The organism is Mycobacterium sp. P2_H7, assembly GCF_056403275.1.
In genome coordinates this window covers 176,484-191,213 of sequence record NZ_JBFUFU010000002.1, presented here as the reverse complement: position 1 = coordinate 191,213, position 14,730 = coordinate 176,484, and the positions used below count along the sequence as shown (strand labels likewise).

The following is a 14,730-nucleotide window of genomic DNA, read 5'->3' as shown; positions in this document are numbered from 1 at the left end:
AATATGGTGAGGTTCCTGCTGATACTGGTGCTGCTGATCGCGGTGGCGGTGCTGGTCGGTTTCGTGGCCGGATACAACAAGTTGCGCGGCGCCGATGTGCGGGTGGCCGAGGCGCTGTCGGGCATCGACGTCGAGCTGACCCGACGGGCGGCCCTGATCCCCAGCCTGGTGCACACCGTGGGATCGTTCGCCGCCCATGAGAAGGCGGTCCTGGACCATGTGACCGACGCGCGGGCCGAGCTGACCGCGGCCACGGGGACCGCGTCGGTCACCCAGCGCAGCGCCGCCGAGCGCAATCTGGACGACGCAGTCGGTCAGGTGCTCGCGCTGGGGCAGAGCTACCCGCAGCTGAACTCGTCGAACAATTTCCTGGATCTGCAGCGCAACCTCACCGATACCGAGAACAAGCTGGCCTTCGCCCGGCAGTACTACAACGACGCGGTGGCCACCGTGAACCGGCTGATCGTCACGATGCCGTGGATGTTCGTGGCGCCCCTGGCCGGGGTGAGTGAACGGGAGTTTTACCAGGCACCGCGGTAGCGGGCCCTAGACTGTCGCGGTGCGTCTCGTCTTCGCCGGAACCCCGGAACCCGCGCTGCCCTCGCTGCGCAAGCTCATCGACTCGTCTCGTCACGAGGTGGTCGCCGTGCTGACGCGCCCGGATGCGGCCGTCGGGCGCCGCGGTACCCCGGTCCCGTCGCCGGTGGCGCTGCTGGCCGACGAGCACGGGATCCCGGTGTTGAAACCGGCCAAGCCGAACAGCGCCGAATTCGTCTCGGAATTGGCCGAATTCGCGCCGGAAGCCTGCGCGGTGGTGGCCTATGGGGCGTTGCTGCGCGACGAGTTGCTCGCGGTACCCACGCACGGTTGGATCAATCTGCATTTCTCGCTGCTGCCGGCCTGGCGCGGTGCGGCGCCGGTGCAGGCCGCCATCGCCGCGGGGGACGTGGTGACCGGGGCCACCACGTTCCTGATCGAGCCGGCACTGGATTCTGGGCCGGTGTACGGGGTGGTGACCGAGACCATCCGGCCCGCCGACACGGCCGGGGATCTGCTCGACCGGCTGGCGGTTTCGGGCGCGGGACTGCTCGAGGCCACCATGGACGGGATCGCCGACGGTGCACTGGTGCCGGTACCGCAGCCCGGCGAGGGAATCACCGTGGCGCCCAAGATCACCGTCGAGGAGGCCCGGGTGCGCTGGGACCTGCCCGCTCACGCCGTGGATCGCCGGATCCGCGCGGTGACACCCAACCCCGGCGCCTGGACCACCATCGGGGAGACCCGCCTGCGCGTGGGTCCCGTGACCGTGGCGCCCGACAAACAGTTGGAGCCCGGCCAGTTCGAGGTGGGCCGGCGCGATGTATGGGTCGGTAGTGGATCACATGCGTTGCAGCTCAGCTGGATTCAGCCGCCAGGAAAGAAACCGATGAAGGCAGCGGACTGGGCGCGCGGCGCCCGGCTCGACGAGGAGACACGGGCACGATGAGCCGGTATCACGACCAGAACAGACCCAAGCAACGCAAGGGGCCGCCCCGCAAGCCGCTGGACGCCGCCCGGCGGGCCGCCTTCGACGTGCTGCGCGCGGTCAGCGAGCGTGACGCATACGCCAACCTCGCCCTGCCCGCCCTGCTGCGCGAGCGCGGGATCACCGGCCGCGACGCCGCCTTCGCCACCGAACTCACCTACGGCACCTGCCGGACCCGCGGCCTGCTCGACGCCGTGATCAGCACCGCCGCGGGCCGTCCGGTCGACCAGATCGATGCGGTGCTGCTGGATCTGCTTCGGCTGGGCGCCTACCAACTGTTGCGCACCCGCGTCGACGCGCACGCTGCGCTGGACACCACCGTGGACCAGGCCGGTCTCGAATTCGACACGGCGCGAGCGGGTTTCGTCAACGGCGTGTTGCGCACCATCTCCGAACGCGATGAGCAGTCCTGGCTCGCGGAGATCGCCCCGCCGGCGGCCACCGATCCCGTCGGCCACGCAGCGCTGACGCACGCGCACCCGCGCTGGGTTGCGCAAGCCTTCGTCGATGCGCTCGGCGCCGACGCCGGTGAGCTGACCGACCTGCTGGCCAGCGACGACGCACGGCCCGTCGTGCATTTGGCGGCCCGGCCCGGGCTCCTCACCGCCGAGGAGTTGGCCGCCCAGGCCGACGGCACCGTCGGCCGGTATTCGCCGTATGCGGTGTATCTCACCGGCGGTGACCCGGGTGAACTGAAGGCGCTGCGCGACCGTGCCGCGCAGGTGCAGGACGAGGGATCGCAGCTGGTGGCCCGGGCGCTGACGCTGGCGCCGCTGGAGGGCGCGGACGGCGGTCAGTGGCTGGACCTGTGTTCGGGGCCCGGCGGGAAGACCGCGCTGATCGCCGCGATCGCCGGTGCGGGCGTCCAGATCACCGCCGTCGAACCCACGCCGCACCGGGCCGCACTGGTGGAGCAGAACACCGCCGGGCTCGGCGTGCCGGTGCTGCAGGTCGACGGCCGCGAGTCCGGACTCGAGCCGGGCAGCTTCGACCGGGTGCTCGTCGACGCGCCGTGCACCGGGCTGGGCGCACTGCGTCGCCGGCCCGAGGCGCGGTGGCGTCGCCAGCCCGGCGACGTGCCGGCGCTGGGCAAGCTGCAGAAGCAACTGCTGGCCGCGGCAATCGCGCTGACCCGGCCGGGCGGGGTGGTGCTGTATGCAACCTGTTCGCCGCACCTGGCCGAAACCGTGGGTGTGGTGGCCGATGCGCTGCGCCGCCAACCGGTGCAGGCGCTGGACACCCGGGAACTGTTCCCGGGCGTCGACCGTCTCGGCGCCGGGCCATACGTGCAGTTGTGGCCGCACCGGCACGGCACCGACGCGATGTTCGCGGCTGCTTTGCGGGTGAATTCGGCCTGACCAGTAGGCTGACCACCCATGGCAGGTCGTCCACTCATCGCTCCGTCCATTCTGTCCGCGGACTTCGCCCGGCTGTCCGATGAAGTCGCCGCGGTGGCCGGCGCGGACTGGCTGCACGTCGACGTGATGGACAACCATTTCGTCCCGAACCTGACGCTGGGCCTGCCCGTGGTGGAAAGCCTGCTCAAGGTGACCGACATCCCGATGGACTGCCACCTGATGATCGAGGACCCGCAGCGCTGGGCGCCGCCGTACGCGGAGGCCGGTGCCTACAACGTCACCTTCCACGCCGAGGCGACCGACAATCCGGTCGCGGTGGCCCGCGATATCCGCGCGGCGGGGGCGAAGGCCGGGCTGAGTGTGAAGCCGGGGACCCCGATCGATCCCTACCTGGAGATCCTGCGCGATTTCGACACCCTGCTGGTGATGTCGGTGGAGCCGGGCTTCGGTGGGCAGAGCTTCATCCCGGAGGTGCTCGCCAAGGTCGGCATTGTGCGCCGCCTCGTCGACTCCGGTGAACTGCGGATCGTGGTGGAGATCGACGGCGGGATCAACGCCGACACCATCGAGCAGGCCGCCGAGGCCGGCGTGGATTGCTTCGTCGCCGGATCTGCGGTCTACAGCGCCGAGGATCCCGCAGATGCGGTGCGGCGCCTGCGCGCCCAGGCGGCGTCGGCGTCGCGGCATCTGACCCTATGACGTTCGCGGCCGCCATGCGGCAGGCCATCGCCGAGTCCGAGCGGGTCAAGGGCACCACGTACCCGAATCCGCCTGTCGGAGCGGTGATCCTGGACGCCGACGGTCACATCGCCGGGGTGGGCGGCACCGAACCGCCAGGCGGCGCGCATGCCGAAGTCGTCGCGCTGCGGCAGTCGGGGGAGCGCGCCAGGGGCGGGACCGCGGTGGTCACCCTGGAGCCGTGCAACCACCACGGCCGCACCCCACCGTGTGTGGACGCGCTGCTGACCGCCGGTGTGGCCCGAGTGGTGTACGGGGTCGGCGATCCCAATCCGAAGGCCGCCGGTGGTGCCCACCGGCTGGCCGAGGCCGGTGTCGAGGTGATCGCCGGCGTGGGTGAGGCCGAGGTGGCGGCCGGCCCGCTGCGCGAGTGGTTGCACAAGCAGCACACCGGATTGCCCTATGTGACATGGAAATTCGCGACGAGCGTGGACGGCCGCAGCGCAGCCGCCGACGGCAGCAGCCAGTGGATCACCAGCGAGGCCGCGCGCTTGGACGTGCACCGCTACCGGGCGGCGGTGGACGCCATCGTGGTGGGCACCGGCACGGTCTACATCGACGACCCGACGCTCACCGCACGTCTGCCCGATGGTTCGTTGGCCGAGAATCAGCCGCTGCGCGTCGTGGTCGGCGAACGCGAAATCTCGCCGGAAGCCAATGTGCTCAACGATGATTCGCGCACCATGGTGATCCGGACCCGCGATCCGCATGAGGTGATGCGGGCCCTCTCGGACCGCACCGCGGTACTCGTGGAGGGCGGACCCACCCTGGCCGGGGCGTTCCTGCGGGCCGGGGTGATCCACCGGATCCTGGCCTATGTGGCGCCGATCCTGCTCGGCGGACCGATCACGGCCGTCGATGACGTCGGGGTGCTCAGCATCGCGGGGGCACAGCGCTGGCGATTCGACGGGATCGACACAATCGGCCCCGATGTGCGGCTGAGCATGGTGCCCGACGGTTCGTAATCGGGCCCGCCACGGTGGAACCCCCAAGATTCCTGCACGCCGGTACAATTTTGGCAAAGCGTTGTCATCGTTGAGCGCGCAGAGCTTGAACAAAGGACGAAGACCATGACTGCCCTGCAGGACTGGCTCGGTATTTCCCCGTTGACCCAGCGCGCCGTCAAATCGATCATGTGGGGCGCCCTGCGCGTGGGTGTTCCGGCGGCGGCGCCGCGCCGCAAGCCCAAGGCCATGCGGCGCGGCGTCGAACGCTGCTAGCTACCGACTTCGCTTGGCGCCAACTCGGTTTCGGCCTCATCGGCATGCTCTTTACGACCGCTGACGAACAAGGCGAACACCGCTCCCACCACACACACGATCGCCGTGATGAGGAAGATGCTGGCGTACTGCATGGTGTAGGCCTCTTTGGTGGCCTGCCCCAGTCGCGCGCCCTGCGCGATGAGGATGCCTCCGGGTGAGTCGGCCTTGGGCGCCGGCAACGCCGCCAGTCGCTCCTGCAGGAACTGGTTGAACTTGTAGAGACCCCAGGCGCTCAGTGCGGCCATACCGATCAGCATGCCGATCATCCGGGAGACGACCACCAGCGCGGAGGCGATGCCGTGCTCGGCAGCCGGCACCACCCGCAGGCTCGCCGAGGTCAGCGGACCGATCACCAGTCCCAGCCCGAAGCCGGCCAGTGCCAGGTCGGTGCCGAAGGTCGGCAGCGCCACGACACCCAGATCATGGTGCGCGGTAAGCACATTGGTGTCCCAATGTGACACCAGCCAGTACGCGAAGCCGGCGATCACCAGGCCGACGGACGCGACCACGCGGTCGCCGATCCGGGTGGCCACGAAGCCGCCGATCAGGGCACCGACGGGCAGCGCCCCCAGGAACCAGACCAGCAGGAACACCGTTTCTTCCTGGCTCTTACCCAGCACGCCCTGGCCGAACAGTTCCACGTTGACCAGCGTCACCATCAGGGCGGCGCCGGCGCACAGCGAGGCACCCAGCGCGGCCAGGAACGGCCGGAAGTGCACGCCCGCGGGCTCGATCAGCCGTGTCGTGGCGAACTTCTCCCAGACGAAGAAGCCGATGGCGACGACGAGTGCCGCGATCAGCATGGGCGGCCCATAGCTGGGCAGAAGCTGTTTGCCATCGGGGGACTGGTTGTACATGCCGACGACGGCCAGACCCAGCGCGACGGCGAGCAGTACGCCACCGATGACGTCGACTTTCTGGGGTTCCTTGCTGCGATCCCTAGACGGCAGGCTGAAGTGGATCAGCACCATCGCGACGGCCACCAGCGGGACGTTGATCCAGAACACGTCCTGCCATTTGCTCAGCGCCCAGACGATGAAGACGCCGTACAGCGGGCCGAGCACGCTGCCCAGTTCCTGGGCGGCACCGATACCGCCGAGCACCGTCGCCCGGTTGCGGGCCGACCACAGGTCCGCGGCCAACGCCAGGGTGACCGGCAGCAGCGCGCCGCTGGCGGTGCCCTGGATGACGCGGCCGATGACCAACATGGTCAGGTCGGTGGACAGCGCGGTGACGACCGAGCCGACGGCGAACCCGAGCAGGCTGGCCTGCAGGACCAACTTTCGACCGAACCGGTCCGAGGCCCGCCCCAGCAGCGGCATGGCCGCGATGTAGCCGAGCAGATACCCGGTGATGATCGGGGTGACCTGCTGAATCTGGTTCAGCGGGATACCGATGCCCTTGGGCGGGGCCGCCATGATGTCGCGGATCACCGCGATCACCACATAGGTGTCCAGCGCACCGAGCAGTACCGCCAGGCCACCCGCGCCGATCGCGAGGCCGCGGTTGGTGCGGGCCGGCATCAGGCGGCGGGTTTGTCGACGGTGACGGTCTTACCCCAGTCCGACAACGTCATCTGGATGGTCTTCCCCTCGGCGATGTCGAACTTGACCTGCTGCAGCTGGTGGTCGCCGTCCTCGCGGATCCAGGCGGTGCCCGGGATCGGTCCGGTGACCTTCAGTGCGGGCGCGATCTTGTTCATCGCGTCGGCGGGCACGGTGCCGCTGATCTTCACCGCGTCCGCGCCGTTGATCGACTCGCGGCCCTCCGCTTTCGGGTCGGCGAAGGTGGTCAGGATGTTGGCCAACCCGTTCTCCGGGCTGAGGATCGTCGAGATGTCGTAGATGTCGGCGGCCGGGCCGAAGTTCTCCATGGCACCGCCGGAGGTGATGGCGCCGTAGAGATTGCCATCGGACACCACGAACTTCACGTCGGAGAGCTTCTGGCCGAGGAACATGATGTCGGCCTTGCCCTGCGCGGCGACCGCCGGCGTCAGGGTCATGTCACCGGTGAGAATCGTGATCGGGAGGGACTTGATGTCCCCGGTCGTGGTCAGCACCACGTGTGCGCTCGTCTGGGCGCGGGTCGTGTCGGCGGACTGCTTGAGCAGTGCGGCGGCGTCGGGAAGCGGGGCGTCGTTCTGCTTCGGCGACGACGAACACCCGACAAGTCCCAGCGCAGCCAGGAACACCGCCAGGAAGGGGATCAGGAAACGGACACGAATTGCACGGCGTTGCTGCGTCTGCATACCCAGCATCGTAGTGGGTGCGGCTGGACTGCCCGGTTCTACACCGGTCGGGGCCATTCCCCGTCGGTGCGCGCACTAGCCTGACACCCATGTTCACCGGAATCGTTGAGGAACTGGGCGAGATCGTCGGCATCGACAATCTCGATGATTCGGCCCGTCTGGTCATCAAGGGTCCGGTGGTGACCTCGGATGCCGGGCACGGTGATTCCATCGCCGTCAACGGTGTCTGCCTGACGGTGGTGGAGGTGCGCTCCGACGGCGCGTTCACTGCCGACGTGATGGCCGAGACGCTGAACCGGTCGAGTCTGAGCGCCATCGGCGTCGGCAGCCAGGTCAATCTGGAGCGCGCAGCCGCCGTCAACAGCCGGCTCGGTGGTCACATCGTGCAGGGCCACGTCGACGGGACGGGGCGGGTCATCTCCCGGTCCCCGTCCGAGCACTGGGAGATCGTGCGCATCGCGCTGCCCGCGGACCTGTCCCGGTATGTCGTGGAGAAGGGGTCCATCACCGTCGACGGCATCTCGCTGACGGTGTCGGGGCTCGGTGGCGCGGCGAGCGCAGCGACGGGGAGTGACAGTGACGACTCGGGCGACTGGTTCGAGGTGTCGCTCATCCCCACCACCTTGGCGTTGACCACTCTCGGCCGCGCCGCCGTGGGCACCCCGGTGAACCTCGAGGTCGACGTGATCGCCAAGTACGTCGAGCGATTGATGGCCGCCCGATAGGGACGCCCGTACCTGATTGCTGCCACACCTGCGGCTGCTGGTTCAGCAACAAGAACGTGTTCTAGAACTGCGGCCAAACCGGCTGGCAGGACACGGCTCAGTTTTTTCTCAGGAAAACCTTCCGTTGGTAACCACGGGCGTGTTAACTTTCGCGTCAATTAATAAACTCCCCGTTGCCTACAGCGCTGCTCAAGCGGTGTCGGAACGCGGGCGTCGGGAAGGACACCGGTGGCGGCTCATCGTAAGAATTCAGCGAAAACTCGCAAGCGTGCCAGCGAGTTCGCGGTCGCAGCGTTTCTAGGTCTCTCGGTCGCGGCCGCCGCGCCCGGGATCGCCGCAGCGGAGACCGGTGACAACCCGCCCAGTGGGGATTCCCCGTCGGGCACCGGGACGGGAGCGGGCACCGGAACGGGAGCGGGCACCGGCACGACCGGCACCACCGGCGGCACCGGGACGACCGGCACCACCACCGGGACGACCGGCGAGACCGGCACCGGAACCGGCAGTACGGGAACGTCCGGATCGACCGGTGGCGGCACCACCACCGGCTCGACGACCACCGGCACGACCAAGGAAGAAACGACCACCAGCGGGTCGACCGGGACGTCGACCACGACGAGCACCAACGGCGGCCCCACCACCACGGTGAGCAGCTCCGGTGGCGCACACAACTCGACGACGTCGGGCAGCAGCACCAGCACCTCGGGCACCTCCAGCCCCACCACCGGCACCTCGACCCCCACGACGGGCACCACCGGCACCCCGGAGATCCCCGAGACCACCGAAGGCACCGGAACGGGCACCGGCACCACGGGCACCGGGACGGGAACGACGGAAACCCCCGCCGTCACGACGCCGGTCGTCGAGACTCCATCGATCCCGACGGCCACCAACGAGCCCGGTGTTGCGGCGCCCGTCGTCGCCACCAACGAAGCCGGCTCCGCGAAGTCAGCTGCCAAGACCTCGTTGTTCAGTGCCACCGCCACCCCGGTCTCCGGCGCGCTGGCCGCCTCATCGCTGGCCGATCTGGTCCCAGCGCCGCCGGACATCCCGGCCTTCCGGCCGTTCGCCAGCTTCATCGAGCAGTTCGCGAATGCCGTCGACAAGTTCTTCCCGGCCTACCCGGACAACCCGATCCTGGCGCCGTCACAGGTCGCCGCGGGATACGTGGTCACCCTGCAGACCCTGTTGCAGGCCACCCTGTTCAACGGTGCGCCGACTCCGTTGAGCGTGCCCGTCTACCTCTTCCTGGCCGCGGCCTACACCCGCTACGAGCGGCTGGCCACCAACCACCTGCCCGGGCAGCCCATCGTCTCCACCGGTCCGCTGCCGGGCACCTACAAGCTCACCAGCACCGACCCCGACGGCGATCCGCTCATCTACACGACCGGCATCAACCAGCAGCCCAGTGAGGGCCTTATCGTGATGGGCCTGGACGGCACGTTCACCTATGTGCCGTCACCGAGCGGTCTGGTCAACGGCGCGGATGTCACCTTCAGGGTGAACATCAACGACGGCCTCGGCATCCTCGCGCACCCGATCAACCCCGACGGCAACGACGTCGAATACGAGGTGAGCTTCCACTACGAGGGCAGCCCCATCCTCGGCAACCACGCCCCGACGTTCAACACGCCGCCCGCCATCACCGACACCAACAACCAGACCGGTGTCCTCACCGGGAAGTTCCAGGCCACCGACCAGGACGACGACACGCTGAGCTTCACCGGCATCGGCGTGCTCGGCACGGTCGACGTCGACGAGACGCCGGACGAAAACGGTTGGTACACCTTCACTTACACGCCGTACCTGCCGCATGCGGCGGCCGGCTTGAACCTGACCGACCTGGTGACCATCACGGCCTGGGATCCGGGCCTGCTGTCCGACTCGGCGACGTTCACGGTGCACCTGTCGAACACGGTCAATCAAACCCCCGTCGCGAGCTATCAGAACACCGGCGGCAGCAGCCTGCTCGGCACGGTGACCGGCAAGATCAATGTGGACTCCGACGACGACATCGTGCATGCCTTCACGCCGGTGATCTTCACCACCAGTAAGGGTTCGGTGATAGTCAGCGCGCTGACCGGTGACTACACCTACACGGCGAACGCCGATGCCAGGGCCGCCGCCAGTGTGCAGGGCGCCCCGGCCTCGGCCAAGACGGACTCGTTCACCATCACGGTGGACGACTTGCACGGCGGCACCACCGATGTGCTGGTGACGGTGACCATCCCGACGGTCAACCTGGCCCCGGTCTTCGACACCCAGCCGACCATCATCAGCACCAACAACCAAACCGGCGTGCTGACAGGAACTTTCAAGGCTCACGACGATAACGGTGATTCGCTGAGCTTCACCTCGACGTCAATCCTCGGCTCGGTGAACGTCAACACCACCCCGGCCGCCGACGGCACCTACACGTTCACCTACACGCCGTACGCCCCGCATGCGGCAGCCGGTCTGAACCTGACCGATCTGGTGACCATCACGGTCTCGGACGGCAGCCTGCTCTCGTTCGACACCGCGGCGTTCACCGTGCACCTGTCGAACTCGGTCAACCAGACCCCGGTCGCCAGCTACGAAAACACCAGCAGCAACAGCATTCTCGGCACGGTGACCGGCAAGATCAACATCGACTCCGATGACGACGCGATCCACGCGTACACGCCGGTGATCTTCACCACCGGCAAGGGTTCGGTCATCGTCAGCGCGCTGACGGGCGACTACACCTACACGGCAGGTATCGACGCCCGCAACACCGCCAGTGCCACCGGCGCGACGGCCGCCGACAAGATCGACACGTTCACCATCACCGTCGACGACCTGCACGGCGGGACCACCGACGTCCAGGTCACCGTCACCATCCCGACGTGGAACCTCCCGCCGATCGGCGGCGTGCCGTCCAACACCCTCGGCGACAACAACGGCATCGTGCGCGGCCAGGTCAACGCCGTGATCAACCCTGACGGCGATCCACTGAGCTACTCCATCAAGGGCGCCACCGGTGACACCTCCACCGACTACACCGGCGCCGGCGGCATCGCCCACGTCAACGCTGACGGCAGCTACGTCTACATCCCGAAGGTCAGCAGCGGCATCACCTACTCCGACTCGTTCACCATCGTGGTCAGCGACGGCCGCGGTGGAACATCGGATGTCCTTGTCGCACTTGGCGTCTTGAGTCTCACCAGCCCGCTGGACAACGTGAACATCACCAAGACCAACGGGGCGCCCGGCGTCACCTCCGGCACGGTGAGCCTGGGTTCGTCGGCCAACAATGCGCTGTTCACCAACTACACCGCCACCGGCGCGGGCTACGGCAACGTCGCGTTCAACGGTGCGGGTTACACCTACACCCGAACCGCCACCGGGCACATCGGCGGCACCGACGACACGTTCGACGTCTACGGCACCGCGTACGGCCTGCAGATCAAGGTCGGGACGGTCACCGTCACCCCGGTCATCAGCAATGCGGCCCCGACGGCGGGCACCACGACGGTCACCAGTTCTTCGATCGTCGACGTGCTGGGCGTGTACTGGCAGTCGAGCAGCGGCAAGGTCGTCGCGGCCGACGCCGACGGCGACCCCATCAGCTACCCAGGCGGGTCACTCGGACAGCTGCTCAGTACCTCCAACGGCGGCACGGTGACGGTCAAGTCCGACGGCAGCTTCAGCTACACCATCGCCAAGACCTACGGCTACTACCACGCCGCGTCGGCGACCGGGGCGACCGGCAACGACCTCAATGACACGTTCAACATGACCGTCACCGACAGCTTCGGTGCCAGCACCACGATCACCGTCTCGATCCCCATCGAGAAGCTGAACGAGGTGCCCTCGGCGAGCGTGCCGACCAAGAACAACGCGACCGACGCGCTGGGTGTCGTGCGCGGCACGCTCAACGGGTCCGACGATGACGACGACACGCTGACCTACACGCTGATCGGCGCCACCAACGGGTCTGTGAAGGGCTCCAACGGCGGCATCATCACCGTGTCGGGCACCTCGTACACCTACATCCCGACGGCCGGCAAGACGACGGATACCTTCCAGGTGCTCGTCAACGACGGACACGGCGGCACGTCGACGGCCACGGTCAGCCTGAGCGGGCTCACCACACCCTCGGCGACCACCGGCGTCAACACCTCGACACCGAATGTTGTTACCGGACAGTTGAATACGGCCGGCAACACGGGCCTGACCTACAGTGTGGGCGGCCAGGGTGTCAAGGGCACGGTCACGGTCACCTCGACGGGTGCATTCACCTACACGCGCGACGGCTCGCTGGGCCACACCCAGACACCGGGGGACACCTTCACCATCAAGGCCACCGACGCCAACGGCAACTCGGTGACCATCGCCACGGTGAACGTCACCCCGACGGTGGCCAACAACGCCCCGACCGGCAACGGTGTGACGACCGACGCCCCGGTCGGGTCGCCGACCTACAACCCGTTGGGCGGCCCGTCCGACAAGCAGACCACCACCGGCACGCTCAAGGCGACGGACGCCGATGGCGATGCGCTGACGTTCGCTGCCGGTACGTACGACACCGCCAACGGTGGTTCGGTGACGGTCAGCTCGACCGGCACCTTCACCTACACGCTGACCAAGTTCGCGCCCTTCGGCATTCACGACGACTACTGGCACAACGCAGCGGCGACCGGGTACCCGGGCGATACCTTCACGGTGAATGTGACCGACGGCTTCGGTGGTACCACTGCGGTGACGTACTCGGTGCCGGTCGCCACGCTGAACAAGGTTCCGGATTCGAGTGTGTCGGTGGGAAGCAAGACCACCGATGCGTTGGGTGTGGTGCGCGGCACCGTATCCGGTTCCGACGACGACAGTGACGGCCTGACCTACAGCCTGGTGGGAGCGGTCAACGGCGCAGCGGCGACAGCCAACGGCGGCATCATCCGGTTCAGCGGTAACTCGTTCACGTACATCCCGACGGCGGGCAACACCACGGATTCGTTCCAGGTGCTCGTCAACGACGGACACGGCGGGACGTCGACGGCCACCGTCAGCCTGAGTGGACTCACCACGCCGTCGGCGGTGACGGGTGTCAACACCTCGACGGCGAATGTCGTTACGGGACAGCTCAATACGGCAGGCAACACGGGCCTGACCTACAGCGTCGGTAGCCAGGGAGCCAAGGGCACGGTGACGGTCACCTCGACGGGTGCTTTCACCTACACCCGCAGCGGCGTGCTGGGCCACACCCAGACGCCGGGTGACACCTTCACCATCAAGGCCACCGACGCCAACGGCAACACGGTGACCATCGCCACGGTGAATGTCACCCCGACGGTTGCGAACAGCGCTCCGGTGGCCAACGGCGTAACGGTCACGACCTCGAACCTCGCGACTGTCGACCTCGGTATCAACCGTCAGCAGACCACCACGGGCACCATCAAGGCCACGGATGCCGACGGTGACACGGTGACCTTCGCCGCGGGCAACTACGACACGAACAACGGCGGTTCGATCACGGTGGCCGCCAACGGCACGTTCACCTACACGATCAAGAAGACGAAGGACGTCCCGATCTTCGGGGGCCAGGACTCGTACTGGCACAACGCGGCCGTGCCCGGTGCCCCCGGGGATGTCTTCACGATCACCGCGAGCGATTTGTTCGGTGGCTCAAGCACTTTGAGCTTCTCCATCCCGATCGAGAAGCTCAACACCAACCCGACCGGGTCGTTCAGCAACACCGGCACGGATGCGTTGGGTGTGGTGCGCGGCACGGTCTCGGGTTCCGATGACGACGGTGACACCACGACCTACAGCCTGGTCGGCGCCAGCGGTGGATCCGCGTCCAGCACCAAGGGCGGCATCGTCACGCTGTCGGGCAACACCTACACCTACATCCCCACCAAGGATGCGGGCACGGACTCGTTCAACGTGCTCGTCAACGACGGCCACGGCGGCACGGCGACGGTGACCGTCTCGGTGACGGCCACCACCCCGTCGCCGGTGACGAACATCAACACGTCCACCAACAACGTCGTCACCGGCAACCTCAACATCCCGGCCGGCGATACGGGCCTTGGCCTGACCTACAGCGTGGGCAGCCAGGGCGCCAAGGGCACGGTCACGGTGACCGCTGCCGGCGGCTTCACCTACACCCGCAACGGCGCCCTGGGGCACACCCAGACCCCGGGCGACACGTTCACGATCAATGCCACGGATGCCAGCGGCAAGACGGTCACGATCGCGTCGGTGAGTGTGACTCCGACGGTGATCAACAATGTGCCCACCGCCAGCCTGACCACGGCTCCGACGGTGGGGACGCTCAGCGGGACCGTTCAGACGAGTACGGGCAAGATCACGGCGAATGACACCGACACCGACACGCTCTCCTACTCGGCCAGCGGGTTGGCCAGTGGGGCGTCGGTGACCTTCAACGCGGACGGCACCTTCACGTACACGGCCGACATCACAACCGCCACCCGGCACGCGGCGGCCAAGTACGGGGCGACCGCTGCCGAGAAGAACCAGACGTTCACCGTCAACGTCACCGACGGCTACGGTGGCACTGCCCCTGTCGTGGTCACGGTGCCGATCTATGCGGTGAACAGCGCGCCGACAATTTCTGGTAGCAAGGTCCTGCTCACCATCGGGATGTCGACCGATGATGCCGACGGCGACAACATCCCGACCACCAAGAATCCCGCCACCGGTCAGGCTGGTTACTCCCTGAGCAACGGCGGCACCCTGGTGGGGATCCTCAGCGTCGGTGTCACCTACACGACTACCTCTACGGTGACGCTCACCGTGTGGGACGGCTACTACGTCGTGACCAACGGTGTGGTCACGAGCACGCTGTCCAGCGCGAGCAAGACCTGGTAGCTCGATCCGGTAGCACCCGTTG

The 14,730-nt window shown here is 67.5% G+C and carries 10 protein-coding genes; 8 read left to right on the top strand and 2 right to left on the bottom strand.

Going from position 1 to position 14,730, the window contains the following annotated elements:
- Window positions 1–3: 3 nt before the first annotated feature.
- From AC1DY7_RS02715 to AC1DY7_RS02690, 6 genes are all read left to right on the top strand, one after another.
- A complete protein-coding gene (locus AC1DY7_RS02715) occupies window positions 4–540 on the top strand; it encodes a LemA family protein (RefSeq protein ID WP_477492116.1) in 537 nt (178 codons plus the stop codon).
- A 19-nt stretch (window positions 541–559) separates the two neighbouring features.
- On the top strand, window positions 560–1,486 hold the full coding sequence (gene fmt, locus AC1DY7_RS02710) for a methionyl-tRNA formyltransferase (protein ID WP_477492115.1): 927 nt from the start codon (window positions 560–562) through the stop codon (window positions 1,484–1,486).
- Complete coding sequence (locus AC1DY7_RS02705; protein WP_477492114.1) at window positions 1,483–2,883, top strand: RsmB/NOP family class I SAM-dependent RNA methyltransferase; 1,401 nt, start codon at window positions 1,483–1,485, stop codon at window positions 2,881–2,883. The genes fmt and AC1DY7_RS02705 overlap by 4 nt, the downstream gene beginning before the upstream one ends.
- 18 nt (window positions 2,884–2,901) lie before the next feature.
- Entirely contained in the window at window positions 2,902–3,582 is a 681-nt protein-coding gene (gene rpe / locus AC1DY7_RS02700; RefSeq protein WP_477492113.1) for a ribulose-phosphate 3-epimerase, read from the top strand.
- Window positions 3,579–4,586 (top strand): bifunctional diaminohydroxyphosphoribosylaminopyrimidine deaminase/5-amino-6-(5-phosphoribosylamino)uracil reductase RibD, encoded by a 1,008-nt coding sequence (ribD, locus tag AC1DY7_RS02695; RefSeq protein WP_477492112.1) that lies wholly within the window; start codon window positions 3,579–3,581, stop codon window positions 4,584–4,586. The genes rpe and ribD overlap by 4 nt, the downstream gene beginning before the upstream one ends.
- 105 nt (window positions 4,587–4,691) lie before the next feature.
- Window positions 4,692–4,841, top strand: a complete 150-nt coding sequence (locus tag AC1DY7_RS02690) for a hypothetical protein (protein ID WP_477492111.1) — start codon at window positions 4,692–4,694, stop codon at window positions 4,839–4,841.
- Here the strand turns inward: AC1DY7_RS02690 and AC1DY7_RS02685 are convergent.
- Both AC1DY7_RS02685 and AC1DY7_RS02680 read right to left on the bottom strand, forming a co-directional pair.
- Window positions 4,838–6,406, bottom strand: coding sequence for an MFS transporter (locus tag AC1DY7_RS02685; protein ID WP_477492110.1), 1,569 nt, complete (start codon window positions 6,404–6,406; stop codon window positions 4,838–4,840). The genes AC1DY7_RS02690 and AC1DY7_RS02685 overlap by 4 nt on opposite strands.
- A complete protein-coding gene (locus AC1DY7_RS02680; protein ID WP_477492109.1) occupies window positions 6,406–7,131 on the bottom strand; it encodes an LppX_LprAFG lipoprotein in 726 nt (241 codons plus the stop codon). The genes AC1DY7_RS02685 and AC1DY7_RS02680 overlap by 1 nt, the downstream gene beginning before the upstream one ends.
- A gap of 89 nt (window positions 7,132–7,220) precedes the next feature.
- Between AC1DY7_RS02680 and AC1DY7_RS02675 the strand changes: the two genes are divergently transcribed.
- Together AC1DY7_RS02675 and AC1DY7_RS02670 are read left to right on the top strand one after the other, a co-directional pair.
- Complete coding sequence (locus AC1DY7_RS02675) at window positions 7,221–7,856, top strand: riboflavin synthase (protein ID WP_477492108.1); 636 nt, start codon at window positions 7,221–7,223, stop codon at window positions 7,854–7,856.
- A gap of 228 nt (window positions 7,857–8,084) precedes the next feature.
- Window positions 8,085–14,708 carry a beta strand repeat-containing protein gene (locus AC1DY7_RS02670; RefSeq protein ID WP_477492107.1) on the top strand — a complete coding sequence of 2,208 codons (6,624 nt, stop codon included), beginning with the start codon at window positions 8,085–8,087 and terminating at the stop codon, window positions 14,706–14,708.
- Window positions 14,709–14,730 lie beyond the last annotated feature (22 nt).

Bases quoted from the DNA above. Each gene is read 5' to 3' on its own strand.
- AC1DY7_RS02715 (WP_477492116.1), top strand. From the start codon at position 4: ATGGTGAGGTTCCTGCTGATACTGGTGCTGCTGATCGCGGTGGCGGTG.
- AC1DY7_RS02705 (WP_477492114.1), top strand. From the start codon at position 1,483: ATGAGCCGGTATCACGACCAGAACAGACCCAAGCAACGCAAGGGGCCG.
- rpe (WP_477492113.1), top strand. From the start codon at position 2,902: ATGGCAGGTCGTCCACTCATCGCTCCGTCCATTCTGTCCGCGGACTTC.
- ribD (WP_477492112.1), top strand. From the start codon at position 3,579: ATGACGTTCGCGGCCGCCATGCGGCAGGCCATCGCCGAGTCCGAGCGG.
- AC1DY7_RS02690 (WP_477492111.1), top strand. From the start codon at position 4,692: ATGACTGCCCTGCAGGACTGGCTCGGTATTTCCCCGTTGACCCAGCGC.
- AC1DY7_RS02685 (WP_477492110.1), bottom strand. From the start codon at position 6,406: ATGCCGGCCCGCACCAACCGCGGCCTCGCGATCGGCGCGGGTGGCCTG.
- AC1DY7_RS02680 (WP_477492109.1), bottom strand. From the start codon at position 7,131: ATGCAGACGCAGCAACGCCGTGCAATTCGTGTCCGTTTCCTGATCCCC.
- AC1DY7_RS02675 (WP_477492108.1), top strand. From the start codon at position 7,221: ATGTTCACCGGAATCGTTGAGGAACTGGGCGAGATCGTCGGCATCGAC.